23 protein-coding genes and 1 tRNA gene are annotated in these 26,802 nt (G+C 68.1%); 8 read left to right on the forward strand and 16 right to left on the reverse strand.

Annotated features, from left to right (window positions below; genetic code table 11):
- Positions 1 to 8: 8 nt before the first annotated feature.
- The 10 genes from glyS to AC07UK_RS24875 form a co-directional block, all read right to left on the reverse strand.
- A complete protein-coding gene (gene glyS / locus AC07UK_RS24830) occupies positions 9 to 2,132 on the reverse strand; it encodes a glycine--tRNA ligase subunit beta (protein WP_494687748.1) in 2,124 nt (707 codons plus the stop codon).
- Positions 2,133 to 2,165: 33 nt separating this feature from the next.
- Positions 2,166 to 2,798 carry a hypothetical protein gene (locus AC07UK_RS24835; protein ID WP_494687747.1) on the reverse strand — a complete coding sequence of 211 codons (633 nt, stop codon included), beginning with the start codon at positions 2,796 to 2,798 and terminating at the stop codon, positions 2,166 to 2,168.
- Positions 2,795 to 3,742, reverse strand: coding sequence for a glycine--tRNA ligase subunit alpha (glyQ, locus tag AC07UK_RS24840; RefSeq protein ID WP_010813866.1), 948 nt, complete (start codon positions 3,740 to 3,742; stop codon positions 2,795 to 2,797). The genes AC07UK_RS24835 and glyQ overlap by 4 nt, the downstream gene beginning before the upstream one ends.
- Positions 3,743 to 4,329: 587 nt before the next feature.
- Positions 4,330 to 5,940, reverse strand: coding sequence for an apolipoprotein N-acyltransferase (gene lnt / locus AC07UK_RS24845; protein WP_494687746.1), 1,611 nt, complete (start codon positions 5,938 to 5,940; stop codon positions 4,330 to 4,332).
- Positions 5,937 to 6,824, reverse strand: a complete 888-nt coding sequence (locus tag AC07UK_RS24850) for a CorC family transporter (protein WP_035824582.1) — start codon at positions 6,822 to 6,824, stop codon at positions 5,937 to 5,939. The genes lnt and AC07UK_RS24850 overlap by 4 nt, the downstream gene beginning before the upstream one ends.
- Before the next feature lie 144 nt (positions 6,825 to 6,968).
- Complete coding sequence (gene ybeY, locus AC07UK_RS24855; protein ID WP_494687745.1) at positions 6,969 to 7,715, reverse strand: rRNA maturation RNase YbeY; 747 nt, start codon at positions 7,713 to 7,715, stop codon at positions 6,969 to 6,971.
- A complete protein-coding gene (locus AC07UK_RS24860) occupies positions 7,716 to 8,714 on the reverse strand; it encodes a PhoH family protein (RefSeq protein WP_013955606.1) in 999 nt (332 codons plus the stop codon).
- Positions 8,715 to 8,747: 33 nt separating this feature from the next.
- The gene (miaB, locus tag AC07UK_RS24865) at positions 8,748 to 10,100 is read right to left on the reverse strand and encodes a tRNA (N6-isopentenyl adenosine(37)-C2)-methylthiotransferase MiaB (RefSeq protein ID WP_013955607.1); all 1,353 of its coding nucleotides are present in this window, start codon (positions 10,098 to 10,100) and stop codon (positions 8,748 to 8,750) included.
- Positions 10,101 to 10,189: 89 nt separating this feature from the next.
- On the reverse strand, positions 10,190 to 10,591 hold the full coding sequence (locus AC07UK_RS24870; RefSeq protein ID WP_013955608.1) for a hypothetical protein: 402 nt from the start codon (positions 10,589 to 10,591) through the stop codon (positions 10,190 to 10,192).
- Between the two features lie 113 nt (positions 10,592 to 10,704).
- Positions 10,705 to 12,390, reverse strand: a complete 1,686-nt coding sequence (locus AC07UK_RS24875) for a ClcB-like voltage-gated chloride channel protein (protein WP_494687744.1) — start codon at positions 12,388 to 12,390, stop codon at positions 10,705 to 10,707.
- A 300-nt stretch (positions 12,391 to 12,690) separates the two neighbouring features.
- Here AC07UK_RS24875 and AC07UK_RS24880 point away from each other — a divergent pair, with 300 nt between their 5' ends.
- Positions 12,691 to 14,283, forward strand: coding sequence for a DEAD/DEAH box helicase (locus AC07UK_RS24880; RefSeq protein ID WP_494687743.1), 1,593 nt, complete (start codon positions 12,691 to 12,693; stop codon positions 14,281 to 14,283).
- Between the two features lie 19 nt (positions 14,284 to 14,302).
- The gene (locus AC07UK_RS24885) at positions 14,303 to 15,349 is read left to right on the forward strand and encodes a serine/threonine protein kinase (protein WP_114134900.1); all 1,047 of its coding nucleotides are present in this window, start codon (positions 14,303 to 14,305) and stop codon (positions 15,347 to 15,349) included.
- A gap of 47 nt (positions 15,350 to 15,396) precedes the next feature.
- Here AC07UK_RS24885 and AC07UK_RS24890 read toward each other — a convergent pair whose 3' ends face one another.
- Positions 15,397 to 15,837: a universal stress protein gene (locus AC07UK_RS24890; RefSeq protein ID WP_041227749.1), complete on the reverse strand. Its 441-nt coding sequence runs from the start codon at positions 15,835 to 15,837 to the stop codon at positions 15,397 to 15,399.
- A gap of 348 nt (positions 15,838 to 16,185) precedes the next feature.
- Here AC07UK_RS24890 and AC07UK_RS24895 point away from each other — a divergent pair, with 348 nt between their 5' ends.
- The 5 genes from AC07UK_RS24895 to mepK all read left to right on the forward strand — a co-directional run bounded on the left by AC07UK_RS24895 (position 16,186) and on the right by mepK (position 20,524).
- Positions 16,186 to 17,253 carry a CaiB/BaiF CoA transferase family protein gene (locus AC07UK_RS24895; RefSeq protein ID WP_436220857.1) on the forward strand — a complete coding sequence of 356 codons (1,068 nt, stop codon included), beginning with the start codon at positions 16,186 to 16,188 and terminating at the stop codon, positions 17,251 to 17,253.
- A complete protein-coding gene (locus AC07UK_RS24900) occupies positions 17,250 to 17,441 on the forward strand; it encodes a carboxymuconolactone decarboxylase family protein (RefSeq protein WP_494687742.1) in 192 nt (63 codons plus the stop codon). Before AC07UK_RS24895 ends, AC07UK_RS24900 begins: the two co-directional genes overlap by 4 nt.
- 161 nt (positions 17,442 to 17,602) lie before the next feature.
- Complete coding sequence (locus AC07UK_RS24905) at positions 17,603 to 18,229, forward strand: LuxR C-terminal-related transcriptional regulator (RefSeq protein WP_436220859.1); 627 nt, start codon at positions 17,603 to 17,605, stop codon at positions 18,227 to 18,229.
- A gap of 84 nt (positions 18,230 to 18,313) precedes the next feature.
- Positions 18,314 to 19,906, forward strand: coding sequence for a L,D-transpeptidase family protein (locus tag AC07UK_RS24910; RefSeq protein WP_494687741.1), 1,593 nt, complete (start codon positions 18,314 to 18,316; stop codon positions 19,904 to 19,906).
- Between the two features lie 30 nt (positions 19,907 to 19,936).
- Positions 19,937 to 20,524, forward strand: coding sequence for a peptidoglycan L,D-endopeptidase MepK (gene mepK / locus AC07UK_RS24915; protein ID WP_494687740.1), 588 nt, complete (start codon positions 19,937 to 19,939; stop codon positions 20,522 to 20,524).
- A gap of 104 nt (positions 20,525 to 20,628) precedes the next feature.
- On the opposite strand, the gene AC07UK_RS24920 is transcribed toward mepK, so the two are convergent.
- The 5 genes from AC07UK_RS24920 to AC07UK_RS24940 form a co-directional block, all read right to left on the reverse strand.
- Positions 20,629 to 20,705 (reverse strand) — tRNA-Met (locus tag AC07UK_RS24920).
- 133 nt (positions 20,706 to 20,838) lie between these two features.
- Positions 20,839 to 22,539, reverse strand: coding sequence for an MFS transporter (locus AC07UK_RS24925; RefSeq protein ID WP_436220861.1), 1,701 nt, complete (start codon positions 22,537 to 22,539; stop codon positions 20,839 to 20,841).
- Between the two features lie 243 nt (positions 22,540 to 22,782).
- Positions 22,783 to 23,118 carry a DUF4212 domain-containing protein gene (locus tag AC07UK_RS24930; RefSeq protein ID WP_436220862.1) on the reverse strand — a complete coding sequence of 112 codons (336 nt, stop codon included), beginning with the start codon at positions 23,116 to 23,118 and terminating at the stop codon, positions 22,783 to 22,785.
- A 6-nt stretch (positions 23,119 to 23,124) separates the two neighbouring features.
- A complete protein-coding gene (locus AC07UK_RS24935; RefSeq protein ID WP_436220863.1) occupies positions 23,125 to 24,681 on the reverse strand; it encodes a sensor histidine kinase in 1,557 nt (518 codons plus the stop codon).
- 55 nt (positions 24,682 to 24,736) lie between these two features.
- The gene (locus AC07UK_RS24940; RefSeq protein ID WP_114133957.1) at positions 24,737 to 25,426 is read right to left on the reverse strand and encodes a response regulator; all 690 of its coding nucleotides are present in this window, start codon (positions 25,424 to 25,426) and stop codon (positions 24,737 to 24,739) included.
- Between the two features lie 226 nt (positions 25,427 to 25,652).
- Between AC07UK_RS24940 and recA the strand changes: the two genes are divergently transcribed.
- Positions 25,653 to 26,717 (forward strand): recombinase RecA, encoded by a 1,065-nt coding sequence (recA, locus tag AC07UK_RS24945; RefSeq protein WP_010812222.1) that lies wholly within the window; start codon positions 25,653 to 25,655, stop codon positions 26,715 to 26,717.
- Positions 26,718 to 26,802: the final 85 nt, after the last annotated feature.

Genomic DNA, 26,802 nt, shown 5'->3' on the forward strand with positions numbered 1-26,802 from the left:
GGCTGAGATCAGGCGGCCAGCTTGGAGATGTCGGCCACGCGGTTGGCCAGCGCATGCAGCGAAGCCAGCAGCGCCAGGCGGTTGGCGCGCAGCTGCGCGTCCTCGGCCATCACCATCACGTCGTTGAAGAAGCGGTCGACCGCATCGCGCAGTTGCGCCAGGTCGCGTAGCGCGGCGGTGAAGTCGCCGCTGGCGAAGGCCGCTTCCACGGCCGGGCGCACGCGCTCGATGGCGGCGTGCAGCGCGCCTTCGGCTTCTTCCTGGAACAGCGCCTGATTGACCGTGCCGACCGGCTCGGTGTTCTTGCGCAGGATATTGGTGATGCGCTTGTTGGCGGCGGCCAGCGCCTCGGCCTCGGGCAGCGCGGCGAAGGTGCGCACCGCTTCCATGCGGCCGAGGATGTCGTGCAGCGTGTCCGGGCGCAGGCTGACCACGGCCTCGACCTCATTGGTCGTGTAGCCCTTGTCCTTCAGGTAGCCGCGCACGCGGTCGTACAGGAAGTCGGTGATGTCCTCGGGCGCCGGCTTGACCGCAGCGATGCCGGCAAAGGACTGCTGCGTCAGCGCCAGCAGCGAGGCGATCGACAGCGCCAGCGGCTTCTCGATCAGCATGCGCAGGATGCCCAGCGCATGGCGGCGCAGCGCGAACGGGTCTTTTTCGCCGGTGGGCTGCAGGCCGATGCCCCAGATCCCGACCAGGGTCTCGAGCTTGTCTGCCAGCGCCACCGCGGTGCTGACCGAGCCCGCGGGCAGCGCATCGCCGGCAAAGCGCGGGCGGTAGTGTTCCGAGCAGGCCAGCGCCACGTCTTCGGCTTCGTCGTCGTGGCGGGCGTAGTAGGTGCCCATGGTGCCCTGCAGCTCGGGAAACTCTCCGACCATGTCGGTCAGCAGGTCGGCCTTGGCCAGTTCGGCGCCGCGCATCGCGGCGGCCTTGTCGGTCGGCACGCCGGCGGCATTGAGCGCGTCGGCGATATGTCCGGCGATCTGCTGCAGGCGCTGCACGCGGTCCAGCTGGGTGCCGATCTTGTTGTGGTAGACCACGCTGGCCAGCTGCGGCACGCGCGATGCCAGCGTCTTCTTGCGGTCCTGGTCGAAGAAAAACTTGGCATCGGCCAGTCGCGGGCGCACCACGCGCTCGTTGCCGGTGATGATCGACTGCGGCGTCTCGGTGGCCAAATTCGAGACGATCAGGAAGCGGTTGCGCAGGTGGCCGTCGGCATCGGTCAGCGCAAAGTACTTCTGGTTGGTCTGCATGGTCAGGATCAGGCATTCCTGCGGCACCGCCAGGAAGGCTTCCTCGAAATGGCAGGCATAGACCACCGGCCATTCCACCAGCGAATTGACTTCATCGAGCAGCGACTCGGGCATGATCACCTGGTCGGCGCCGGCTTCCTTGAGCAGCGCGGCGCGCATGCGCTCGCGGCGCTCGGCGTAGCTGGCCACCACGTGGCCGGCGGACTCCAGTTGCTGCGCATAGTCATTGGCATGCGCGATCTCGATCCTGCCGTGCGACAGGAAGCGGTGGCCCTGGGTCAGGTTGCTGGCCTGCAGCCCCAGCAGCGTCACCGGCAGGATCTCGGCGCCGAACAGTGCGATCAGGCTGTGCGCCGGGCGCACGAAATGCACCGTGCTGCCGTCCGGACGCTGGTAGCTCATGACCTTGGGGATCGGCAGCTTCGCAATGGTGTCTTCCAGCGCTGCCTGCACCGCGGCAGCGAGTTCGGCGCCGCGTGCGGTATAGCGGTAGAAGAAGGCCTCGGCCTTGCCGTCGGAGGCGCGCTCCAGCGACTGCCAGTCGATCTCGGCGACGCCGACCGACTTGGCCAGCGCGGCCAGCTTCTTGGCCAGCGGCGCGGTGGGCTCGCCGTTGGCGTCCAGCGCCACCGACAGCGGCAGGACCTTCTCGCGCTGCTCGCGGTCCGGCGCGCTGCGGCGCACGCCCGACACCAGCGCGGCCAGGCGGCGCGGGGTGGCGAACGGCGTCACGGTGGCGCCCGGCTCAAGCAGGTCGCGCTCGCCCAGGCCGGCGAACAGGCCCTGCGCGAAGGCGTCGCCCAGGCGCCCCAGCGCCTTGGGTGGCAGTTCCTCGGTGAACAGTTCGATCAGCAGCGAGTCGGTCATGGGTTGCGACATGAATCGTATCCAGCAAGTTGTAGCGCGCGCCGCTTATGAGCAGCGCGGCGAAAGATTAGGTTCTACTCCGGACAGCAGCCACAGGCCGTTCTGTTGCCGGAATTGCAGCGTGGTGTAGGCGCATTGCGCGGCCGCCGCGGCGCTGGCCGCGCCGTTGCTGCCGCCGCGGCTGCCTGCAGCCGGGAAGCGCGCGTCGATGCGGCGCAGGCGCTTGTCGTAGCGGATCTCGTCGATGCGCCCGCCCACCCAGAAATCGATCTTCGGCGGCAGCTGTGCCGCCGAGTGGTAGGTCTTGACGGTGCGGCGGGTGCGGCCGTTGCGGGTCTCCATCTCCACCCACGTCAGCGGATAGCGGATCGCGCTTTCATAGGCGCGCAGCGGCACGCGGTGCCATCCCAGGTCGCGCTGGCCGGACAGGTCGCAAGAGAACGAGCGCACCAGCTGCGTCCACTGGTCGAGCGCGTTCAGCGACGGGCGCCATTGGCGCGCCATGGCCAGCTGCAGCGCCTGCGGATCGGCCTCGCACACATTGCTCAGCTCCGCCGGCAGCATCAGCGCCTGCGCGCTGGGTGCCGCCTGCGCGCGCGCGCCGATGGCGTTGCCGGCGGCGGCGAGCGCGGCGATCGCCATGGCGCAGCACAACGCGCTGCGCGCCAGTTGCGTCATGCCCGGGCTCCGCCGTTGCCGCACATCGGGAAGCCGAGGGCCTCGCGCGAGTCGTAGTAGGCCTGTGCCACCTGGCGCGACAGGTTGCGGATGCGGCCGATATACGCCGCGCGCTCGGTCACCGAGATCGCGCCGCGCGCGTCCAGCAGGTTGAAAGTGTGGGCGGCCTTGAGCACCTGCTCGTAGGCGGGCAGCGCCAGGCGCGTGCCGGCGGCCTGGCCTTCCTCGGCGCCGTCGCCATTGCCCATCAGCCGCTTGGCCTCGCCTTCGTGCTCGGCGAAATGGCGGAACAGGATCTCGGTGTTGCTGTGCTCGAAGTTGTAGGTCGACTGCTCGACTTCATTCTGGTGGTACACGTCGCCATAGGTCAGGCGGCGCGTCTCGCCGTTCTCGACCCACTCGGTCCAGATCAGGTCATAGACGTTCTCGACCTTCTGCAGGTACATCGCGAGGCGTTCGATGCCGTAGGTGATCTCGCCGGTGATGGGCTTGCAATCGATCCCGCCCACCTGCTGGAAGTAGGTGAACTGCGTCACTTCCATGCCGTTGAGCCAGACTTCCCAGCCCAGGCCCCAGGCGCCCAGCGTGGGGTTTTCCCAGTCGTCCTCGACGAAGCGGATGTCGTTCTGCTTGAGGTCCAGGCCGAGCGCCTCGAGCGAGCCCAGGTACAGCTCCAGGATGTTCTCGGGCGCGGGCTTGAGCACCACCTGGTACTGGTAGTAGTGCTGCAGGCGGTTAGGGTTCTCGCCATAGCGGCCGTCCTTGGGGCGGCGCGACGGCTGCACGTAGGCGGCGCGCCACGGCTCGGGGCCGAGCGCGCGCAGGAAGGTGTGTACGTGGGATGTGCCGGCGCCGACCTCCAGATCGATGGGTTGCAACAGCGCGCAGCCCTGCCGGTCCCAATAGGCCTGCAGGGTCAGAATCATTTGTTGGAAGGTCAGCATATGAAGACTAGGTAGAGGCACCCGGGCGCGGACGCGCCGCCCGGCATGCAGGCCCCGCAGCGCGTGCCGGAGCCGGCGCATGCGGATTTTGCCAAACCCTGAATTCTATCGGCTTTTTGGCAAGGCGCCCCGTTTGGCGGGGCCGGCTAGGGCGTGCACCGGTGGCTGAACATGCTTGCCAATGTCGGCCCTACGCAACGCATCGGGAAAATACTGAGGCTGAATTCAGGTTTGGCCGCTGCTAGCCGTTAACGTTTTTGTATACAGTATGAGTAAGCAACCCGTTTCAGAGCGTTGCGATTGACAGTCCGTGCCGGCATGGCGGGCACCGCGGCTGCTGGCTGGCACCGCAGTAGCCGTTTGTCGGTAACTGATATTGATGGGGACTTGGCATGACACTTCTTTCTCGCAAACCTTACCTGGTCGCAATCGCGGTCATGATCGCCGCGGCCACCGTGTCCGTGGCGACCGGGCTGCTGGGCTGAACCGGCTGGCGCTCACCTGAGGCGCCACAACCGGCACCGCAATCAAGCGCCGGACGGCGGCGGCGATCCCGCCGCGTCCGGTGCCTGCTTCTGCCTGTGCCTTCAGCCTGCACCGCGCAGCTTGCGCGCACGCCAGGCAGCCATCCCCAGCACAAGCGCAAACAGCGCCAGCACCGGCGCGTTCCCCCAGCGGATATAGGGCGTCAGCCCCTGCATGCCCTGCACCTGGGCCGCCAGCGTGCCGACCGTGAAGGTCGGCAGGCGTTGCTGCACCGAGCCATCCGGGCGTACCACCGCGGTCATGCCGGTATTGGTCGAGCGCAGCATCGGCCGGCGCGTTTCCAGCGCGCGCATGCGCGAGATCTGCAGGTGCTGGTCCAGCGCGATGGTGTCGCCGAACCACGCCAGGTTGGTCAGGTTGGCCAGGACATTGGCCGGCGCCGGCTGCTGGCGCAGCGTCTGCGCGATTTCCTCGCCGAACAGATCCTCGTAGCAGATATTGGGCGCCACGCGCACGCCGCGCACCGGCAGCGAGGCCTGGTCGAGCCCGCCGCGGCGGAAGTCGCCCAGCGGCATCTTCATCATGTCGACGAACCAGCGGAACCCCAGCGGGATAAATTCGCCGAACGGCACCAGGTGGTGCTTGTTGTAGCGGTACAGGCGTTCGGTCTCGGGGCCCAGGCCGAAGACGCTGTTGGTGAAGTCCACCGGGGAGTCGGCGCCGGCGGCGCCGAACAGCACCGTGGTGCCGCTGGCCAGCGCGTAGTCGCGCACCGCCACGGCCACGTCGACCGGCAGCTCTTGCAGGATGACCGGGAACGCGGTTTCCGGCGTGACCACCAGGTCGGCCGGCGCGGCGGTGATCATGTCGCGGTACAGCTCGATCGAGCGCTGGATGCCGGCGGGCTCGAACTTGATGTCCTGGGCCACGTTGCCTTGCAGCAGCCGCACCGACAGCGGCTTGCCGGCGGGCGTGGTCCAGGCCAGCGGCGCCAGCGCGGCGCCCGCAGCGGGCAGGGCCAGTGCCAGTGCCAGCGCGCCCAGCGCCCGGCCGCGTTCACCGCGGCCCAGTCCACGTACGGCAGCCGCCAGCAGTGCCGCCACCGCGGCGGCCAGGGCGCCGATGCCATACACGCCAACTAGCGGCGCGAAGCCGGCCAGCGGGCCATCGGCATGGGCATACCCGCCCGACAGCCACGGGAAGCCGGTAAACACCACGCCGCGCAGCCATTCGGCGAGACCCCAGGCAGCGCCGAAGGCCAGCGGCGCCAGCAGCGTGGCCCCCGGCAGGCGCGCCGTCAGCCGATGCCACAGCGCGCCGGCCAGCGCCGGGTAGAGCGATAGGAAGCCCGAGAACAGCACCACCGCGAGCGCGGCCATCCACGCCGGCATCTCGCCGTAGACGTGCATGCTGATATAGAGCCACCAGATGCCGGACAGGAACCAGCCCAGCCCGAAGGCATAGCCAGTGGCGGCGGCCAGGCGCGCGCGCGGCGCGTCGGCCATCAGTGCGGCCAGGCCGGCCAGCGACAGGATCTGCAGCCACCACCAGTCATGGGGGGCAAAGGCTTGCGTATGGGCGATGCCGAGCACGCCGGCCAGCAGCAGCCGCACCATGGTCGCTGCGCGCGAATGCGCGCGCGTGCCAGGCACGCCTGTCGGGGCGGCGTCGGCAGCGGCGGCGCCGTTGAGAATCGGGGCGGAACGCTTCATGCGCCGGCCGCGCCCGCGTTGTCGCCGTTGGATTCGCGGTGCACCTGCAGCAGGTGCACCTGCCGCGCGTCGGCGCGCAGCACCTCGAAGCGGATCGGCGGCAGGGTGATGACCTCGCCGCGGTGGGGCACGTGGCCCACGTGGTTGGACAGCAGCCCGCCCACGGTATCGACGTCGTGGTCGGAGAAGGCGGTGCCGAAGGCCTCGTTGAACTGGGCGATCTCGGTCAGGCCGTGCACGCGCCAGCTGCCGTCGGGCATTGGCAGGATATTGTCCTGGTCTTCGTCCAGGTCGAACTCATCCTCGATGTCGCCCACGATCTGCTCCAGCACGTCCTCGATCGTCACCAGGCCGGCCACGCCGCCGTACTCGTCGACGACCATGGCGATATGGTTGCGGTTGATGCGGAAGTCGCGCAGCAGGATGTTCAGGCGCTTGGACTCGGGAATGAACACCGCCGGGCGCAGGGTCTCGCGCAGGTCGAAGGCGGGGTCGGTGTAGTAGCGCAGCAGGTCCTTGGCCAGCAGGATGCCGATGATGTTGTCACGGCTGCCTTCGTAGACCGGGAAGCGCGAGTGCGCGGTCTGCTGCATGAAGGGGATGAACGCCTCCGGGGCGTCCGCGATATTGACCATATCCATCTGCGCGCGCGGCACCATGATGTCGCTCGCGGTCAGTTCGGAGACCTGGAACACGCCCTCGATCATCGACAGCGAGTCGGCGTCGATCAGGTTGCGCTCATGCGCTTCCTGGAGCACTTCGAGCAATTCCGCGCGGGTGTCCGGCTCAGGGGAAATCAGGTCTGACAGGCGTTCGAGAAGCGATCTGGGCCGATCGGCCTGCTTCAGGTAAGCGGGCTTCGAACTGGGATAAGGGTCGTTCATTTCGCGGCGAGCGCGTGGTGGAGATCGTCTGAAGGATACACTAAAAGCCTGACCGTCCCGTGACGGCGGGCGGTGGCCTGAGACCATATGTGCAGCAGGCGGCGCCCAACTGGCGCCGCCTGTGAGAGAGGGATCACGCGGAAATCACGCGGTGCGGTCGCCCTGGTAGGGATCGGCGTAGCCCAGCGCCTGCAGCGTCTCGGTCTCGATCGCTTCCATTTCCTCGGCCTCGGCGTCTTCCTCGTGCTCGTAGCCTTGCGCGTGCAGCACGCCGTGCACGATCAGATGCGCATAGTGCGCTTCCAGCGGCTTGCGCTGCTCGCGCGCCTCGGCTTCCACCACCGGGCAGCACAGCACGATATCGCCCGTGACCGGATCGGCTTCGTTCTCGGCATAGGCAAAGGTCAGCACGTTGGTGGCGTAGTCCTTGCCGCGATAGGTGCGGTTCAGCGTGCGCCCCTCTTCCTCATCGACAAAGCGGATAGTCAGCGCAGCATCGGCATACAGCGCCGACTTGACCCAGGTCTCGATCTTGCGGCGCGGCGGCAGGCCGGCGCGCTTGCCGACGCCGTCGCCGTTCTGGATCTCGAGCTCGAGTCCGGGCGGGGTGGCCGGCGTGCCGGTGGTGGTGACCACCGGCGTGGCGGTCACGGCCACCGACAGCGAGTCATGGTTGTCCGGGCGCACCAGCAGGCCGGCCTGCTGGTTGGTGTCAGTGTGCTCGGCCAGCAGCGCCACCACGCCGTCGGCGGCCTGCGACAGGTCCAGCGTCAGGCTGCGGCCGTCGGGCAGTTGCACGCGCAGCGCGTGCGCGGCGCTCTTGCGCGCGCGGCCGTCGCCGTCGAACAGCGTCAGGCTCACGGCGGAAGACTTGGATTTCTGGGATTTCAATTAAGCGTCCTTGTGCTGGGCGTGGTATTCGTCATAGGCATCGACGATGCGGGCCACCAGCGGATGGCGCACTACGTCAATGCTGGTAAAGCGGGTGCAGGCAATGCCGCGCACGTCGCGCAGCACGAGCTGCGCTTCCACCAGGCCGCTCTTCTGCCCGCGGGGCAGGTCGATCTGGGTGATGTCGCCGGTGATCACCGCCTTGGAGCCGAAGCCGATGCGCGTGAGGAACATCTTCATCTGCTCGGGCGTGGTGTTCTGCGCCTCGTCCAGGATGATGAAGGCATGGTTCAGCGTGCGCCCGCGCATATAGGCCAGCGGCGCGATCTCGATCATCTGCCGATCGAACATCTTCTGCGTGCGGTCGAAGCCGAGCAGGTCATACAGGGCGTCGTACAGCGGGCGCAGGTAAGGGTCGACCTTCTGCGCCAGGTCGCCGGGCAGGAAGCCCAAGCGCTCGCCGGCCTCCACCGCCGGGCGCGTCAGCACGATGCGCTTGACCGCATCGCGCTCCAGTGCATCGACCGCGCACGCCACCGCCAGGTAGGTCTTGCCGGTGCCGGCCGGGCCGATGCCCATGGTCAGGTCATGCGACAGGATATTGCGCAGGTAGTCGCGCTGCGCCACGGTGCGGCCCTGCAGGCCGGTGCGGCGCGTGTGCAGCACCGGCGATTCGTCGCCGATCTCGCGATCCTCGACATCGCCGCCGTTGCCGGGCAGGTAGCTGCCATGCGCGGACAGTTGGCGCGTTTCCACCAGGCCCAGCTGCACGTCGTCGATCGACAGCGGCGTACGCGCCTGGTTGTAGAAGCGCTCCAGCGCCGTTGCCGCATCCTGCGCGTTGCCGCCGCGCACCGTCATGCGGTGGCCGCGGCGCTGGATGTTCACGTCCAGCGCCTGCTCGATCTGGCGCAGGTTTTCGTCGAGCGGGCCGCACAGGTTCTGCAGCCGGGTGTTGTCGTCCTTGGGAGCGACGAATTCTGCGGATGGGACTTTCATCAGTTGGCGATGGCCTCGCTGGATGGTGCCTGATTACTGCCGAACGACGATTTCGCCGCGCAGCGAATGCGGGAAGGCCTGGGTGATGCTGACATCGACCAGCTGGCCGACCAGCCGGTCGCGGCCTGCCTGGGGCACGCCCGGCAGCGCGAAGTTGACCACGCGGTTGTTCTCGGTGCGGCCGTGCAGCTCGGTCGGGTCCTTGCGCGCAGGGCCTTCCACCAGGATGCGCTGCACCGTGCCGACCATGTTCTGGCTGATGCGCTGCACGTTTTCCTCGATGGTGGCCTGCAGGCGCTGCAGCCGGCGCAGCTTGACCTCGTGCGGGGTGTCGTCGTGCAGGTTGGCAGCGGGCGTGCCCGGGCGCGGGCTGAAGATGAAGGAGAACGAGGTGTCGTAGCCGATCTCCTCGATCATCGCCATCAGCTTCTCGAAGTCGGCATCGGTCTCGCCGGGGAAGCCCACGATAAAGTCCGACGACATCGACATGTCCGGGCGCAGCACGCGCAGCTTGCGGATGATGCTCTTGTACTCCAGCACGCTGTAGCCGCGCTTCATCGCCATCAGGATGCGGTCGGACGCATGCTGCACCGGCAGGTGCAGGTGGTTGACCAGCTTGTCGCAGCGGCCGTACAGCTCGACCAGGCGCGAGGTGAATTCCTTCGGGTGGCTGGTGGTGTAGCGGATGCGCTCGATGCCGGGGATCTCGGCCACGTACTCGATCAGCAGCGCAAAGTCGGCGATCTCGGTGGTGTCGCCCATCTTGCCGCGGTAGGCGTTGACGTTCTGGCCCAGCAGCGTGACTTCACGCACGCCCTGTTCGGCCAGGCCGGCAACTTCGGCCAGCACGTCCTCGAACGGGCGCGACACTTCTTCGCCGCGGGTGTAGGGCACCACGCAATAGCTGCAGTACTTGGAGCAGCCCTCCATGATCGAGACGAAGGCACTCGGGCCTTCCACGCGCGCCGGCGGCAGGTGGTCGAACTTCTCGATCTCGGGGAAGGAGATGTCCACCTGCGACTGGCCGGTGCGCTGGCGGCGCGCGATCAGGTCGGGCAGGCGGTGCAGCGTCTGCGGGCCGAACACCACGTCGACATACGGCGCGCGCGAGACGATGCTGGCGCCTTCCTGGCTGGCCACGCAGCCGCCCACGCCGATCACCAGGTCGGGTTTGACGGCCTTGAGTGCCTTCATCCGGCCCAGTTCCGAGAACACCTTCTCCTGCGCCTTCTCGCGCACCGAGCAGGTGTTGAACAGGATCACGTCGGCGTCTTCGACGTTGTCGGTGGGTTCCAGCCCCTGGCTGGCGTTGAGGACGTCGACCATCTTGCCCGAGTCGTACTCGTTCATCTGGCAGCCGTACGTCTTGACGAAAACTTTCTTCATATGCCGATCTCAGTGGTTGACCTGGGGGCATCAGGGTGTTGCAACAACACGGCCGGCGCGTGGGGCACGCCGGTCGCACTTCCGGGGGACTACGATTTCTTCTTCAGCGCCTTCTGTTCCGGCTCGCTCAGCACCCAGGCGGTCAGCAACTGGCCGTACAGGTCCAGCTTGTACCGCACCGGCAGCTTCTGGCCCGCCACCGCGGCGCTGGCCAGCAGCTGGTTGTCGGTGCCGAACAGGCGCAGGCCCGGCGCCACGCCGACGGTCTTGCCATCGAGCGTGGCCGTCTGCGGCGCACCGGCAGACGGCGTGGCGATAACGAGCCTGGCCGCCTGCGCATCGTCCGGGATCACCCGCACCGGCTGGGCCATCGCGCTTGCCGCACCGAGCAGCAGGGCGGCGGCGCAGGCCAGCGTTGGCAACAGCCTGCGGGCACGCCTGGGTTGGACAGACTCCGGCGCCTCGCGGCGCGCATCACGACCTGCTGGCATGGGGGAGGACTCCGACAAATGGGACGACGCGTTGGCGGGAATGGCCCGAAGGCGGGCGCAACCCGGCATTTTACCCCGCTGGCGGCCTGGCTGGGTCGGCGATGCAGGCGAGCTCAGAACAGGCAGGATGCCTCTTGCAGCACACGTTGCTTGGACACCGTGCCCATCAGTTCGCGGCTGGCGCTGTCGCGCACCAGAGGGATGCGGTTGATGCCGCGCCCGGCAAACACCGCCAGGGCGTCGCGCAGGCGCGAATCCGGGGTCAGTGCGGGGAAGTCGCGTTCGGCCAGCGCCAGCACGTCATCCGGGGCCCCCTCGCGCTGGGCGCGCTGCAGCGCGTGGATCGACAGCGCGCCCAGCAGGCGGCCATCCGCTTCGACCAGATAAAGGTAGCGCGTGCCAGTCTCGGCAAATTTGTCGGCTGCTGCCGCCAGCGTAGCGTTCGGGTCGAGCACGGTATCGGTCGGGTCGCACAGGCCCGCCAGCGTCAACGTGCGGGCATGTTCGGCCGCGGCCGAGGCCTGCGCGCGCTCGGCGATCACGCTGTACAGCGACAGCGTCTGGCAGCGTGACGCGGTGTAGTACGCCGCCACCGCGCCGATCATCGACGGCAGCAGCAGTGCGGGCGCCAGCGTCATCTCGAACACCATCAGCACCGACATCAGCGGCGCCTGGCTGGTGGCCGCCAGGAACGCGCTCATGCCCACCAGCGGCAGCAGCGGCGCCGCACCGGCCGCCGTGCCCTGCATGGCGATGGCCAGCAACTGCCCGAGCGCCGCCCCCACGAACAGCGACGGCGTGAACACGCCGCCGACCGCCCCCGAGCCCATGCTGATCACCGTAGCCACCAGCTTGGCCAGCAGCACGCCGGCCACCGGCACGCTCAGCGGCTGCTCCTGCAGGATGGTCTGGATGGTGGAATAGCCGTTGCCAACCACCTCGGGCACCGCCATCGCCAGCACGCCGACCAGCGCGCCGCCCAGCGTCAGCCTTGCCACCGGCCCGCCCGGCACGGCGGCAAAGCGGCTGCGCGCAAAGCCGGCCGCGCGCATGAACAGCGCGCCCGCGATGCCGGCGGCCACGCCCAGCGCCGCCGCGGCCAGCAGGATCTGCGGGCGCAGGTCGGGGGCGATATCCAGGCCCGGGTAGAGCGGCTGCAGGCCGCCGTGCCACTGGCTGACCATGGCGCCGGCCACCGAAGCCAGGAAGAGCGGCATCAGGCGCTGCACCGCGAGCGCCCCGAACACCACTTCGGCAACGAAGACGGCGGCGGAGAAGGGGGTGTGATAGACCGTGGCAAGGCCCGCCGCGGCCCCGCAGGCGGTCAGCATGCGGCGCATGTTCGATCCGCTGCCGCGTTCCAGCCGGGTCGACGGGAACAGCGAGCCGCACAGCGCCGCCAGCTGGATCATCGCGCCTTCCTTGCCGACCGAGCTGCCGCTGACGATCGAGAAAAACGACGAGAGCGCGCGCAGCAAGGTGATCCGCACCGGCAGGCGGCCGCTGCCGTTGGCCACCGCTTCCATGTAGTCGGTGGCGCCGCCGTGGCTGCCGGCCAGGCGATTGGCCAGCACCAGCAGGCCGCCCGCCAGCGCGCCGCCCGCGGCCGGAATCACCACGCGCCACGCCAGCGCCAGCGTGGCGAATACGGCCACCACGTCGGCATGGCTGGAAAACAGCGCGACGCCGGCGCCCTCCAGCGCTTCCTTGAACAGTGTGGTGGCAATGGCCGCGACGATCCCGACCGGGATGGCCGCGAACAGGGTGACTTCCTGGTCTTCGAGGAAACGCAAGCGCATGGCGGCTTTCCGGGGCACATGTGGCGCGGGTGCGGAGCCGGAGAGGGGGCGGGCAGAGGCTGTCATGATAGCGCAGCGCCACCCGCGCAGACCCGATGTGCGCCGGCGCGCATGCGGGGCCGCGCCCGGTGCAGAACCCGCTTGTCACGGACTGGTACACTACCGCTCTTTCCTTCGCGGGCGGGCCGGTGCCCTGCCATGCCGGCTTCCCGGCGTTCGCGTTCCGATTCTGATCCGATTACCAGGAGCCATCCGGCGTTTGGCGCACCGCGTGCGCAGCGATGGCCCAAGCAGCAATACATGTCTTTTTCTGAACTCGGCTTGTCCGACAAGATTGTGCGTGCCGTGGCCGAACAGGGCTACACCACGCCGACTCCCATCCAGGCCCAGGCAATCCCCGCCATTCTCAAGGGCGGTGACCTGCTCGCAGGCGCGCAGACCGGCACCGGCAAGACCGCCGGCTTTACGCTGCCGATGCTGCAGATGTTGTCCGACTCCGCGGCGCGCGGCGCCAATGGCGCGCAGCGTCCGGCCCGCCTGCCGGTGCGCGCACTGGTGCTGACGCCCACGCGCGAACTGGCCGCCCAGGTCGAAGAGAGCGTGCGCAACTACGGCAAGTACCTGCGCCTGCGTTCCATGGTGATGTTCGGCGGTGTCGGCATCAACCCGCAGATCGAGCAGCTCAAGCGCGGCGTCGAGATCGTCGTGGCCACGCCCGGCCGCCTGCTGGACCACGTGTCCCAGCGCACCATCGACCTGTCGCAGGTGGAACTGCTGGTGCTCGATGAAGCCGACCGCATGCTCGACATGGGCTTCATCCACGATATCCGCAAGATCCTCAACGTGCTGCCGGCCAAGCGCCAGAACCTGCTGTTCTCGGCGACGTTCTCGGACGATATCCGCGCGCTGGCCGACCGCCTGCTGAACAACCCCGCCTCGATCGAGGTGGCGCGGCGCAATACCACGGCCGAGACCGTGGACCAGCGCGTCTACCCGGTGGACCGCGAGCGCAAGCGTGAACTGCTGGCCCACCTGGTGCGCCAGCACGACTGGCACCAGGTGCTGGTATTTACGCGCACCAAGCACGGCGCCAACCGCCTGGCCGAGCAGCTGACCAAGGATGGCCTGTCGGCACTGGCGATCCATGGCAACAAGAGCCAGTCGGCGCGCACGCGCGCGCTGTCGGAATTCAAGTCCGGCACGCTGCGGCTGCTGGTGGCAACCGATATCGCCGCGCGCGGCATCGACATCGACCAGCTGCCGCACGTGGTCAACTTCGACCTGCCCAACGTGCCCGAGGACTATGTGCACCGCATCGGCCGTACCGGCCGCGCCGGCGCCGAGGGCGAAGCGATCTCGCTGGTCTGCGTGGACGAGATTGCGCTGCTGCGCGATATCGAACGCCTGATCAAGCGCAAGCTCGAGCAGACCGTGCTGCCGGGCTTCGAGGTCGACCCGAGCATCGCGCCCGAGCCGATCCAGAAGGGCCGCCAACAGCGTGGCGGTGGTGGCCAGGGGCAAGGACAAAGCCAGGGCCGCGGACGCGCCCAGGCGCGTCCGGCCGGCAGCGAAGGCGAGGGCGCCCAGCGCCAGCGCCCGGCGCGTGAAGCGCAGGCTGCGCCGCGTCAAGCCCAGGGCGGCCAGCCGCGCACGCGCGCTGCCGAAGGCGGCCAGCGCGGCAACGGTGCGGCCAACGGCAACCGTGGCGGCCAGCCCGCCGGCGGCGCGCGCAATCCCGCACCGCGCCGCGACGGCCAGGAGCCGGCGCGCCAGCAGCGGACCGCGGCGCAACCCGCACGCCAGCCGCACGACGCGGCACCGGCACCGGCGCGCAATCGCCGTCCGGCGCCGCAGGCCGCGCTGCTCGGCGGCAACCGCAAGCCGGCGCGCTGAGCGGATCAGGGCTGACACCATGCACGCGTCCGACGCCCCGGCCGACCCCGGCGTTCCCTACGCCGGCCTGACGCCGGAGCTGATGCTGGATGCGCTGGAAGGCGCCGGCCTGCGCCCCGACGGGCGCCTGCTGGCGCTCAACAGCTACGAGAACCGCGTCTGGCAGCTGGGCATCGAGGATGCCCCGCCCGTCATCGCCAAGTTCTACCGTCCGGGCCGCTGGACCGACGCGGCCATCCTGGAAGAACACGCCTTTGTGCAGCAGCTGGCCGATGCCGAGATCCCGGCCGTGCCGGCCATGGTGCTGGCACCGGGCGAGTCTGGCACGCTGCTGCATCACGCCGGCTTTCGCTTCGCGGTATTCCCCCGCTGCGGCGGCCGCGAGCCCGCGCTGGACCGTTCCGACACGCTGACCTGGCTCGGCCGCTTTATCGGCCGCATCCACGCGCTGGGGGCGACGCAGCCCTACCAGGCCCGCCCGGCGCTGGATCTGGAAACCTTCGGCGTTGCCCCGCGCGACTGGCTGCTTGCCAGCGGCTGCATTCCCGCCGACCTGCTGCCCGCGTGGCAATCGGTGACGGACCTGGCGCTGGACGGCGTGCGCCGCTGCTATGAGCGCGCCGGCGAGGTGCGCCTGCTGCGCACCCACGGCGACTGCCATCGCGGCAATGTGCTGTGGATCGACGAGGACGACGCGCGCGGCGGCACCCATGGCGCGCCGGGCCCGCACTTCGTGGATTTCGACGACAGCCGCATGGCGCCGGCGATCCAGGACATCTGGATGCTGCTGGAGGGCGACCGCGCGGCCATGCAGGACCAGCTGGCCGACATCGTTGCCGGCTATGAAGACTTCGCCGAATTCCAGCCGCGCGAACTGTGGCTGGTGGAAGCGCTGCGCACGCTGCGGCTGCTGCACTACAGCGCCTGGCTGGCCAGCCGCTGGGCCGACCCGGCCTTTCCGGCCGCGTTCCCGTGGTTCGGCACCGCGCGCTACTGGCAGGACCGCATCCTGGAGCTGCGCGAACAGGTGGCGCTGATGGACGAAGCGCCCCTGTGGGGCGCCTGAGGTCTACCGGACGGCGCCGCCAGGGCGCCGGTATTCCGCCGCTTTGCTCAGCTCTTCTTTTCCGGCGCCTTGACCAGCAGCACCGGGCATTCGGCCTGCGCCAGCACGCGGCCCGCGACTGAACCGATCACCGCATCGAAGAACGAACCCCGGCCATGCGTGCCCATCACGATGGCCGCGGCGTCGACCGAGCGCGCACAGGCGACGATGCGCTCCGGCGCGAAGCCATGCAGCGGGTGCCGCTCGAATGGCACCTTGGCTGCGGACAGGATGTCGCAGACCGCCGCCATGGCCTTGTCGCTGGCCTCCTTGTGCCAGTCGTCGATGGTTTCCTTGCTGACAAAGGCGCGCACCTGGCCGCTCACTTCCGGCGCCACATGCACGACATGCACGGTGAAGCCGCTCTGCAGCAACTTGCCTTCGGCGATAAAACGGGCCGCGGCGTCGCTGAAGGCCGAGCCGTCGGTGGCGAGCACGATATTGGTCATGTTGGGAATCTCCTGGATGGGGGCTGTCGGCAGGCGGTGCGCCATGAGGCGGCACCGCCACTGGAACCATCATGGCACCTAGTGTCCTGCCAGGACCCGATTTAGATCAAGTCGGATCGGATTTATCCGATCCCGCCGTGCGATAGCCGGCCGCTGACGGATTCCGTCAATCCGGCTGAAGCATTTGGCCATTGCCCCGTCAACGCGGCGGCGCGTAGCATGCTCCCGAGCCCCGCGGCAGGCATTGGCACGCCCGCGCTGCCGCAGGCACGGCCCATCCCATACCAATTCAATGCAAGCTGCCCCTCGCCATGGCGCGGGCGGGCGGCGATTCCGGAGACGACGATCATGAGTGAGCGTGGCAACCTGCTGCCCCTGCGCGGTATCAAGGTAGTGGAATTCGAAGGCATCGGCCCCGGCCCGTTGTGCGGCGCGATGCTGGCCGGCCTGGGCGCCGAGGTCACGCTGGTGACCCGCCCGGTCGCGCCGGATGCCCGCCGCATCCTGCGCGGCCAGCCCGTGCCGCCTGAGATGGAGCTGGAGCACGGCAAGCGCGTGGTGCAACTGAACCTGAAGTCGCCGCAAGACGTGGCCGCCGCGCTGGACCTGGTGGCCGGCGCCGACGCGCTGATCGAAGGGTTGCGCCCGGGTGCGATGGAGCGCCTCGGCCTGGGCCCGAAGGCATGCCATGCGCGCAATCCGCGCCTGGTCTACGGCCGCATGACCGGCTGGGGCCAGACCGGCCCGCTGTCGCAGAGCGCCGGCCACGACCTCAACTACATCGCGCTGACCGGCCTCTTGTCGATGGCCGCGCGCGAAGGCTCACTGCCGATGGTGCCGCCGACCGTGGTGGGCGATGCCACCGGCGCGCTTGGCCTGGCATTCGGCATCACCAGCGCCATCCTGAGCGCGCGCGCCAGCGGCGAGGGCTGCGTGGTGGATGCGGCCATCACCGATATCGTCGCCATGCTGGGCTCGCTGGTGCAGGTGTCGCGTGCAGCCGGCACGCTGGGCGGTCCGCAACCCAGCCCCTTCCACGATTCGCCGTTCTATGACGTCTTCCCTTGTGCCGACGGCCGCGCCATCACGCTGGGCGCGCTTGAGCCGCAGTTCTACCGCGAACTGCTCGAGCGGCTCGAGCTGACCGACATCGACCCCGCCGCGCAGTATGACCGCGCCCAGTGGCCAGCGGTGAAGGCGCGCATTGCCGCATGTATCGCAGGCAAGCCCAGCACCCACTGGGAGGCGGTGCTGGGTGGCACCGACGTGTGCTTTGCGCGCGTGCTGACCCTGGACGAGGCCGCGCGCCATCCGCACAACCAGGCACGCGGCACGTATCGGCTGTACCAGCAGGGCGAGCGCGAGGTTCCGCGTTCGGCGCCGGCACCGCGCTTCCTGCCCGCCGGCACGGAATGACCTCGGGCCGCGGCACAGATGCCGCGGCCTCTCGAATCTGCCTGATCGGTTCGGCTACGCTCGCCAACGGCGATACGCCGCAGGAACTGCGCGAGCTGATGGTGCACAGCGCGGTCTACTGCGGGTTCCCCGCGGCGCTGGATGCCAGCCGCAAGCTGACTGAAGTCCTCGACGCTGCCAACGGGTAACGCCGACCGCGGCATCGATACGAAAACAGCGATGCAGAAGAGTCTGACTCTGATGCAGATTTTGCCGCATCTGCGCGGCGAGGATTCGGCGCATCAGGATGTCTCCGGCCCCTTAACCTTGGCACCAGGCCAAGCTATGCAAGTCGTTAAGGAGCCTCAAATTGCATCTCGCGCTGATCGTCGACGAACCCTCCCAGTTCCGCACCTCGCTGTCCGCTGAACTCCGCGCTGAGTTGGACGCCGGTGAAGTACTGGAAATGGACGGCATGCAGGAAGCGTTCCGGCTGGTCCGCGAGCACCGGCCGGGACTGGTGCTGGTCGATGTCGAGTGCTTCGGCAATCCCGGCATCGACTTCGTCCGGCGCGTCTCGGCGACGCTGCCCACCGTGCCCTTGCTGGTACTGTCCGACAGCGACGCCACGCTGGCGTCGGTGCGGGCGCTGCGCGCCGGCGCCCATGGCTTTGTGGTCAAGCAGCGTGGGCTGGCCGAGGTGATGCACGCGGTGCGCGGCGTGCTGAGCGGCTACCTGGTATTTCCCATGCATACGCTGGAGACCGTGCGCCAGATCGGCGAGCAGCGGGAATCGGGCTTCGCGCGGCTGAGCAACCGCGAAATCACCGTCCTGCAGTATCTGGCGCGCGGCCATTCCAACAAGTCGATCGCGGAGCAACTGCTGATCAGCAGCAAGACGGTCAGCACCCACAAGGCCAACATCATGGCCAAGCTCAATGTCGGCTCCCTGGTCGAAATGGTGGACTACGCGCGCCGGCATCAGCTGGTGTGGTGACGCGCACTCCGGGCGGCTTGCCGCACCGTGCCGCCATCGCGGGTAGACTGTGGGCGTGTGTGATGAATCCGAGCTTTCCGCCCGATGCCTCCGACTCTGAATGCCGCCGCGCGCCGCCTGGGCGCTGTCGTGCTTGCCTGTGCCGCCGCGTGCCTGGCCACGCCTGCCTTCGCCAATGAGCCGATGTGGTTTGCGCAGGGCCGTCCGGTGCCGGCTGCGCGCCAGGCCGTCGATGCGCTGGCCGCGGCCGCGGCCGACGGCCTCGATCCGCGCGACTACGACTCTGACGCCTTGCGCCAGGCCGTGGTCCAGGCCGCCAGCGGGCCAGCCCTGCCGCCGGACGCGGCCGCACGCGTGGATGCCGCGCTGAGCGCCGCGATGGAGCGGATGCTGGCAGACCTGCACGGCGGACGCGTCAACCCGCGCGCGGTCCATGCCAACTTTGCCGCACAGGCGGAACGGCCCTTCGATGCCGCCACCTGGCTGCGCGATGCCGTCATGCAGCAGCGGCTGCCCGACGCCATCCGCCAGGCAGCGCCCACCTTCCCGCTCTATGGCACGCTGCGGGAGGCCCTGGCGCGGTATCGCGAGATCGCGAAGCAGCCGGCCTGGGGGCAGCCGCTGCCACCGTTGCCGGGGAGCAAGCTGACGCCGGGCCAGCCCTGGGCCGGTGCCGCGGCGCTGACTGCACGCCTGGTCGCGCTGGGCGACCTGCCCGCCGGCACGCAGGCGCCGGCCCGCTACGAAGGCGCCCTGGTCGGCGGCGTCAAGGCATTCCAGGCGCGCCACGGCCTGGAGGCCGACGGCGTGATCGGCGCGGGCACGCTGGCACAACTCAACCTGCCCATCGCCAGCCGTGTGCGGCAAATCGAACTGACCATGGAGCGGCTGCGCTGGACGCCGCTCGACGGTCCGCGCATGATCGTGGTGAATGTGCCGGAGTTCATGCTGCGCGCCTATGAGATCCGCGACGGCAAGCTCGACATCAAGCTCGAGATGAAGGTGATCGTCGGCAAGGCACTGGATACGCGCACGCCGCTGTTCGAGGAGGATATGCGCTACATCGAGTTCAGCCCGTACTGGAACATCCCGCCCTCGATCGCGCGCCGCGAGACCGTGCCGCGCCTGCGCAGCGATCCGGCTTACTTCAACCGGCAGGGCCTGGAGTTCGTCAGCGGCGACGGCAAGGCCGTGACCACGCTGTCCGACGAGAATCTCGATGCCGTGCTGAACGGCCGCATGCGCATTCGCCAGCGGCCGGGCCCGCTGAACGCGCTGGGCGATATCAAGTTCGTGTTTCCGAACAACGAGAACATCTACCTGCACCACACGCCCTCGCCGCAGTTGTTCAAGCGCGACCGGCGCGACTTCAGCCACGGCTGCATCCGCGTGGAAGCCCCAGTAGCATTGGCCCAGTTCGTGTTGCAGGATATGCCGGACTGGAACGAGACCCGGATCCGCGAAGCGATGACGCGTGGCAAGTCCAATACGGTGCGCCTGCAGCAGCCCTTGCCGGTGTTGCTGGCCTACGGCACGGTCATTGCGCGCGCCGATGGTCGTATATCCTTCTTGCCTGACATCTACGGTCACGACAAATTGCTGGACAAGGCACTGCGGCAACGCAACGGACGGCCCCAGCAACCAGCTATTGCAAGCGCCTCCGGCACCACCCACTGAGGCGCCACTGGCACATTCAGAGGAAGTACCATGACTGATGCGACGCGCAAGGCACGCCGCCGCTTTCTTCATACCACCGGAGGCCTGGTACTTGCCGCCGGCCTGATGCCGCTGGCGCCGCGCAGGGCGCTGGCCAGCCTGCCCACAAACCAGGCCCTGGCAGGCTTGCCGGACGCCCGCACGCTGGCCTTCGACCACACCCACACCGGCGAGCGCGTGTCGCTGGTCTATGCCGTTGGCGACCGCTTCGTGCCCGAAGCGCTGACCACGCTCAACGGCTTCCTGCGCGACCACTACTCCGGCAAGGTCGGCATGATCGACCCGCAGCTGTTCGACCTGCTGTTCCAGGTCCGCCGCGAGCTTGGCACCGACCAGCCGTTCCAGGTCATTTCCGGCTACCGCAGCCCGGCCACCAACTCGCGCCTGCGCAACACGCGCGGCGGCGGCGTGGCCAGGCACAGCCTGCATATGGACGGCAAGGCCATCGACATCCGCCTGGCCGGCGTGCCGCTGGCGGACGTGCGCGACGCGGCCAAGTCATTGCAGGGCGGGGGCGTCGGCTTCTACGAGTCTGACCAGTTCGTGCACATCGATACCGGGCGCGTGCGTTACTGGTAAGCGTTGTCTGTCGCCGCCCATGCTGGGCGGCTCGCTTGCGCCCTGGTAACGGACCCAAAGAAAAAAGCCGCGAACCCATGCGGGATCGCGGCTTTTTAAATAGATGGTGGCGAATCAGGGACTCGAACCCCGGACCTGCGGATTATGATTCCGTCGCTCTAACCGACTGAGCTAATTCGCCAACGAAGACTGAGATTATACCTGGGCTTTCGATGCTGTCAACACCTTGCTGCGAAGATTTTGCATGAAGGGCCCATGCATAAAAAAACGGCAGGCCGGATGGCCTGCCGTTTCCGTTAGTGCCGGACGACCGCTCAGTCGTTGGCGTAGATGTTCACGTCCTTGGTCTCGCGGATGAACAGCGCGCCGATCACGAAGGTGATGGCTGCGATGATGATCGGATACCAGAGCCCGTAGTAGATGTTGCCGTTCTGGGCCACCAGCGCAAACGAGATGGTAGGCAGCAGGCCGCCGAACCAGCCGTTGCCGATATGGTAGGGCAGCGACATCGAGGTGTAGCGGATGCGGGTCGGGAACAGTTCCACCAGCATGGCGGCAATCGGGCCGTAAACCATGGTGACGTAGATCACCAGGATGGTCAGCAGCACCAGCACCATGATGGTGTTCATCTGTGCCGGGTCCGCCTTGGTCGGGTAGCCGGCGGCAGCCATGGAGTCCGCCACTTGCTTCTTGAAGCTGGCAATCTGCTTCTTGCTGGCGTCGTCGAAGCTGTGGCCGGCGGGGACCAGGCTGGCGTTGAAGGAGGGGATCTCCGTGCCGCCGATCTTTACCGTGGCGGTGGTGCCGGCGGGCGCGTCGACGACTTCATAGCTGGCCGATGCCTGGGCCAGGGTGCGCTTGACGATATCGCACGAGCTGCGGAAGTCGATTTCGCGGGCGATCGGGCTGCCCTGGAAGGAGCACTGCTTCGGATCGGCGGTGACGACGATCTGTGCGCTTTGCTGGGCGCGCTCGAGCGAGGGATTGGCGTAGTGGGTCAGGCCCTTGAAGATGGGGAAGTAGGTCAGCACTGCCAGCGCGCAACCGGCCATGATGATCCACTTGCGGCCGATCTTGTCGGACAGCGAACCGAAGAAGACGAAGAAGGGGGTGCCCAGCACCAGCGCGCCGGCGATCAGCAGGTTGGCGGTCTTGGCGTCGACCTTCAGCACCTGGGTGAGGAAGAACAGCGTGTAGAACTGGCCGGTGTACCACACCACCGCCTGCCCGGCGGTCAGGCCGACCAGCGCCAGGATCACGATCTTCAGGTTGCGCCACTGGCCGAAGGATTCGGTCAGCGGGGCCTTGGAGGTCTTGCCCTCTGCCTTCATGCGCTGGAACGCCGGGGATTCGCTCATCGACAGGCGGATATACACCGACACGCCCAGCAGCAGGATCGACACCAGGAACGGGATGCGCCAGCCCCAGGTCTCGAAGTTGGGCCCGGTCATTTCGCGGCACAGCAGGATCACGATCAGCGACAGGAACAGGCCCAGCGTGGCCGTGGTCTGGATCCACGAGGTATAGGCGCCGCGCTTGCCGTGCGGTGCGTGCTCGGCCACGTAGGTGGCGGCACCGCCGTACTCGCCGCCGAGCGCCAGGCCCTGCAGCATGCGCAGTGCGATCAGGATGATCGGCGCAGCCCAGCCGATGGTGGCATAGCCCGGCAGCAGGCCGACGATGAAGGTCGACAGGCCCATGATCAGGATCGTCACCAGGAAGGTGTACTTGCGTCCGATCATGTCGCCCAGGCGGCCGAACACCAGCGCGCCGAACGGCCGCACGATAAAGCCGGCGGCGAATGCGAGCAACGCGAAGATGAAGGCCGAGGTGGGATCCAGTCCGGCGAAGAACTGCTTGGCAATGATTGCCGCCAGCGAGCCGTAGAGATAAAAGTCGTACCACTCGAACACCGTGCCCAGCGATGAGGCAAAGATCACCTTGCGCTCTTCGGCTGTCATCGGTGCGTTCTGCGTGCCCCCTCCGGGCACTGCAACGTTTTGCACGTTTGCCATATCGTCTCCTCCGTCTGGAATGGATCTCGGGTGGGCGTGGCGCGGGAAAGACCGCGCGGCTGGCCGCTATGCCTGAGTTGCAGAGGATTGTGGGTGGCGAAACTTACTGCGTTCTGACAGAACCGGGCACGGAATCGTCAAAGAATGTCGGGGTATACGCTAGCCGTGGGCGGGGGTTTGAATGCTGCGCTGCGGGGGGTGATGTGCTTGTGTGGCGCAATGGCGCGCTTTGCAGGGGTGCGGCTATGCAGCATCGGCGCCCGTGCCGCGCGAGGCGCCCTGCGAAGGCGCCGGGGCGGGCGCGGCCAGGCTGTCGGTGTCGGCTTCGCCGTCGGCGCGGTTCATGCGCCAGGCGTAGAGCGCGGCCATCAGCACGTACACCACCAGCGCGCCTTGCGCGCCGACCCAGAACGAGAACGGCCAGCCGAAGAAGTCGAAGCGCAGGTCGCGCGCAAACCATGCCACCACGAAGGTGACGGTGAACCAGATCGCGAGCAGTCCGCAGATCCAGCGCAAGTTGCGCCGCCAGGCCTGGCGCTGGCGGGCTTCGGCACTATCGGGGGCGGGGCTGTCGTTCATGCGGGTTCATGCGGGCGGGAGGTAGTCGGGCCGGCGCAGCGTCACGCGGAAATGCGCGCCGGCCAGCCGTGGCGATTGCTGGTAGACATGGTCGGAAATCTGGACGTCGCCGCCGTGCTGCTGCACGATCTCGCGCACGATGGCCAGGCCCAGGCCGCTGCCTTCGGTATTGGTACCGAGCACGCGGTAGAAGCGCTCCATCACGCGCTCGCGCTCGGCCGGCGCAATGCCCGGGCCGGTGTCTTCCACATCCAGGTAGGCGAACGGCTCGAAGGCATCGGCGCTGACGCGCACCGTGGCATGCCCGCCGCGCGGCGTGTAGCGGATGGCGTTGTCGAGCAGGTTGTTCAGCATCTCGGTCAGCATCAGGCGGTTGCCCTGCACCATCACCGGATGGTCGTCCGCATCCAGTCCCAGGTCGATGTCGCGCGCCCAGGCCTGCGGCAGCCAGTCCTTGACCACCTCGCGCGCGAGCGCCGCCAGGTCCAGCGCCGCCATGCCGCCGGTGCCCGCCAGGTTTTCCATGCGCGCCAGCGACAGCAGTTGCGTGACCAGGTGCGCGGTGCGCTCAGAGCTGCCGGCGATCTGCGCCAGCGAGCGCCGCAGCTCTTCCGGCGACTGCTCGCGCTGCGCCAGCTCGGCCTGCATGCGCAGGCCCGCCAGCGGTGTCTTCATCTGGTGCGCGGCATCGGCGATAAAGCGCTTCTGGGTCTGCACCGACTGGTCCAGGCGCGCCAGCAGGTCGTTGAACGAACCCACCAGCGGCGTGATTTCCTGCGGTGCGGCGCGTTCGTCGATCGGGCTGGTATCGCCGGGGTTGCGCGCGCGGATGCGCTGCTGGATCGCGGTCAGCGGCGCCAGCCCGCGCGACAGCCCGAACCACACCAGCACCACCGCCAGCGGCAGGATCACGAACTGCGGCAGGATCACGCCCTTGATGATCTCGTTGGCCAGGCGCGCGCGCTTGTCCAGGGTCTCGGCCACCTGCACCAGCACCGGCTGGGTGCCGCTGACCTGCTTCAGGTCGATATAGGTGTAGGCCACGCGCACGTCGTTGCCGGCCACGCGGTCATCGCGCAGGGACACCAGGCCCGCATGGCCCTGGTCTTCCTCGGACGGCAGCGGCAGGTCGTGGTCGCCGGCGATGTATTCGCCGCGCTTGCCGACCACCTGGTAGTAGATGTTGTCGGTCTCGTCGGCGCGCAGGATCTCGCGCGCCGACAGCGGCAGCTGCAGCGTGATGCGCCCGTTGACCTCGCGCACCTGCTGCGACAGCACGATGGCGCTGGCTTCCAGCGCGCGGTCGAAGGGCCCGTTGGCGATCGACTTGGCCACCAGGTAGGTCACCGCGATGCTCATCGGCCAGAGCAGCAGCAGCGGCGCCAGCATCCAGTCGAGGATCTCGCCGAACAATGAGCGCGGCGACGGATGCGCGGTGCTTTCCTCCAGGTGCGGCAGTGCGTCGGCCAGGTCCTGGTCGGCGGCGTCCGGGGCCGGGGCGGCGGAAGGAGGGGGTGGCGCGGCGCGGGGCGCGCGCCGCCAGGGCAGTCGCAGCAGGCTCATCTCGGCGGTTTGCGCTCAGGTCGGTCGCTTGGCCTGCGGTGGCGTCGGGCGGGGATCAGTGGGGCGCGGCGACCGCCGGCTGGAATTTCTCCAGGCAGTAGCCAAGCCCGCGCACGGTGGCGATGCGGATGCCGCCGACTTCGATCTTCTTGCGCAGCCGGTGCACGTAGACCTCGATGGCGTTGTTGCTGACTTCCTCGCCCCACTCGCACAGGTGGTCCACCAACTGCTCTTTCGATACCAGGCGGCCGCTGCGTGTCAGCAGGATCTCCAGCAGCCCGATCTCGCGCGCGGACAGGTCCAGCATCTGGTCGTTGAGATAGGCGATGCGCCCGACCTGGTCGTAGGCCAGCGGCCCGTGCCGCATCAGCGTGGCGCCGCCGCCGGCGCCGCGCCGCACCAGCGCGCGCACGCGCGCTTCCAGTTCGGACAGGGCAAAGGGCTTGGCCATATAGTCGTCGGCGCCCAGGTCCAGGCCCTTGACGCGCTCGTCGACGCTGTCGGCGGCGGTCAGGATCAGCACCGGCAGCATGGCGCCGCGCGCGCGCAGGCGCTTGAGCACTTCCAGCCCGGACATGCGCGGCAGGCCCAGGTCCAGGATCAGCAAATCGAACGTCTGGGTCGACAGCGCGGAATCGGCTTCCAGGCCGTTGGTGACGTGGTCGACGGCATAGCCCGAGTGGCGTAGCGAGCGCGTCAGGCCGTCGGCCAGCACGTCGTCATCTTCGGCGATCAGAATGCGCATGGTTGTCTCCACCCTGGCCGGCATAGCCGGCGCCGGCGGAATGGGGCGCGATGGGGCTTGCCAAGCATACTGTTTTTTTATACAGTACCCGCACGTTCCGCTGGGGCCGCCCGGGGAGACCCCCTGGAGAGCGGCCGCGCAGACAGCCGGGCCGGCGCTGGAGCCGGAAAATGCCGGTGCCGCGCCACATGCGGCCTATTTATACACCATTGATTCAAGGACGACCATGGACGACAAGAAGGCAGGTGCCGGCGTGAGCGCCGAGAAGCAGAAGGCGCTTGCCGCCGCGCTCTCCCAGATCGAGAAGCAGTTCGGCAAGGGCTCGATCATGCGCCTGGGCGACGGCGAGGTCGAGAAGGACATCCAGGTGGTATCCACCGGTTCGCTCGGCCTGGACATCGCGCTTGGCGTCGGCGGCCTGCCGCGCGGCCGCGTGGTCGAGATCTATGGTCCGGAATCCTCGGGCAAAACCACGCTGACGCTGCAGGTCGTGGCCGAGATGCAGAAGCTGGGCGGCACCTGCGCCTTTATCGACGCCGAGCACGCGCTGGACGTCAGCTACGCCAACAAGCTGGGCGTCAACGTCGGCGACCTGCTAATCTCGCAGCCGGACACCGGCGAACAGGCGCTGGAAATCACCGACGCGCTGGTGCGCTCGGGCTCGATCGACCTGATCGTGATCGACTCGGTGGCCGCGCTGGTGCCCAAGGCCGAAATCGAAGGCGAAATGGGCGATTCGCTGCCCGGCCTGCAGGCCCGCCTGATGAGCCAGGCGCTGCGCAAGCTGACCGGCACCATCAAGCGCACCAACTGCCTGGTGATCTTCATCAACCAGATCCGCATGAAGATCGGCGTGATGTTCGGCTCGCCGGAAACCACCACCGGCGGCAACGCGCTGAAGTTCTACGCCTCGGTGCGCCTGGATATCCGCCGCATCGGCTCGATCAAGAAGGGCGACGACGTGATCGGCAACGAGACCAAGGTCAAGGTGGTCAAGAACAAGGTGTCGCCGCCGTTCCGCGAAGCCTTCTTCGACATCCTCTACGGCCAGGGCATCTCGCGCCAGGGCGAGATCATCGACCTGGGCGTGGACGCCAAGATCGTTGAAAAATCCGGCGCCTGGTACAGCTACAACGGCGACAAGATCGGCCAGGGCAAGGACAACGCGCGCGAATACCTGCGCGAGAACCCGGACATCGCCGACGAGATTGAAAACAAGGTGCGCGCGGCGCTGGGCGTGGTGGCCATGAACCCCACGGCGGCTGCCACGCCGGTAGCGGTCGAAGACTGACCGCGCCGGCGGCCATTGCGCCATCCGGAAGGCCGGGGCATCGCCGATGCCCCGGCCTTTTTGCTTGGCGCGGGTCCCCATCCAC

It is taken from the genome of Cupriavidus sp. GW821-FHT07C08 (assembly GCF_059419025.1).

Bases quoted from the DNA above. Each gene is read 5' to 3' on its own strand.
- glyS (WP_494687748.1), bottom strand. From the start codon at position 2,132: ATGTCGCAACCCATGACCGACTCGCTGCTGATCGAACTGTTCACCGAG.
- AC07UK_RS24835 (WP_494687747.1), bottom strand. From the start codon at position 2,798: ATGACGCAACTGGCGCGCAGCGCGTTGTGCTGCGCCATGGCGATCGCC.
- glyQ (WP_010813866.1), bottom strand. From the start codon at position 3,742: ATGCTGACCTTCCAACAAATGATTCTGACCCTGCAGGCCTATTGGGAC.
- lnt (WP_494687746.1), bottom strand. From the start codon at position 5,940: ATGAAGCGTTCCGCCCCGATTCTCAACGGCGCCGCCGCTGCCGACGCC.
- AC07UK_RS24850 (WP_035824582.1), bottom strand. From the start codon at position 6,824: ATGAACGACCCTTATCCCAGTTCGAAGCCCGCTTACCTGAAGCAGGCC.
- AC07UK_RS24860 (WP_013955606.1), bottom strand. From the start codon at position 8,714: ATGAAAGTCCCATCCGCAGAATTCGTCGCTCCCAAGGACGACAACACC.
- miaB (WP_013955607.1), bottom strand. From the start codon at position 10,100: ATGAAGAAAGTTTTCGTCAAGACGTACGGCTGCCAGATGAACGAGTAC.
- AC07UK_RS24870 (WP_013955608.1), bottom strand. From the start codon at position 10,591: ATGCCAGCAGGTCGTGATGCGCGCCGCGAGGCGCCGGAGTCTGTCCAA.
- AC07UK_RS24875 (WP_494687744.1), bottom strand. From the start codon at position 12,390: ATGCGCTTGCGTTTCCTCGAAGACCAGGAAGTCACCCTGTTCGCGGCC.
- AC07UK_RS24880 (WP_494687743.1), top strand. From the start codon at position 12,691: ATGTCTTTTTCTGAACTCGGCTTGTCCGACAAGATTGTGCGTGCCGTG.
- AC07UK_RS24885 (WP_114134900.1), top strand. From the start codon at position 14,303: ATGCACGCGTCCGACGCCCCGGCCGACCCCGGCGTTCCCTACGCCGGC.
- AC07UK_RS24890 (WP_041227749.1), bottom strand. From the start codon at position 15,837: ATGACCAATATCGTGCTCGCCACCGACGGCTCGGCCTTCAGCGACGCC.
- AC07UK_RS24895 (WP_436220857.1), top strand. From the start codon at position 16,186: ATGAGTGAGCGTGGCAACCTGCTGCCCCTGCGCGGTATCAAGGTAGTG.
- AC07UK_RS24900 (WP_494687742.1), top strand. From the start codon at position 17,250: ATGACCTCGGGCCGCGGCACAGATGCCGCGGCCTCTCGAATCTGCCTG.
- AC07UK_RS24910 (WP_494687741.1), top strand. From the start codon at position 18,314: ATGCCTCCGACTCTGAATGCCGCCGCGCGCCGCCTGGGCGCTGTCGTG.
- mepK (WP_494687740.1), top strand. From the start codon at position 19,937: ATGACTGATGCGACGCGCAAGGCACGCCGCCGCTTTCTTCATACCACC.
- AC07UK_RS24925 (WP_436220861.1), bottom strand. From the start codon at position 22,539: ATGGCAAACGTGCAAAACGTTGCAGTGCCCGGAGGGGGCACGCAGAAC.
- AC07UK_RS24930 (WP_436220862.1), bottom strand. From the start codon at position 23,118: ATGAACGACAGCCCCGCCCCCGATAGTGCCGAAGCCCGCCAGCGCCAG.
- AC07UK_RS24935 (WP_436220863.1), bottom strand. From the start codon at position 24,681: ATGAGCCTGCTGCGACTGCCCTGGCGGCGCGCGCCCCGCGCCGCGCCA.
- AC07UK_RS24940 (WP_114133957.1), bottom strand. From the start codon at position 25,426: ATGCGCATTCTGATCGCCGAAGATGACGACGTGCTGGCCGACGGCCTG.
- recA (WP_010812222.1), top strand. From the start codon at position 25,653: ATGGACGACAAGAAGGCAGGTGCCGGCGTGAGCGCCGAGAAGCAGAAG.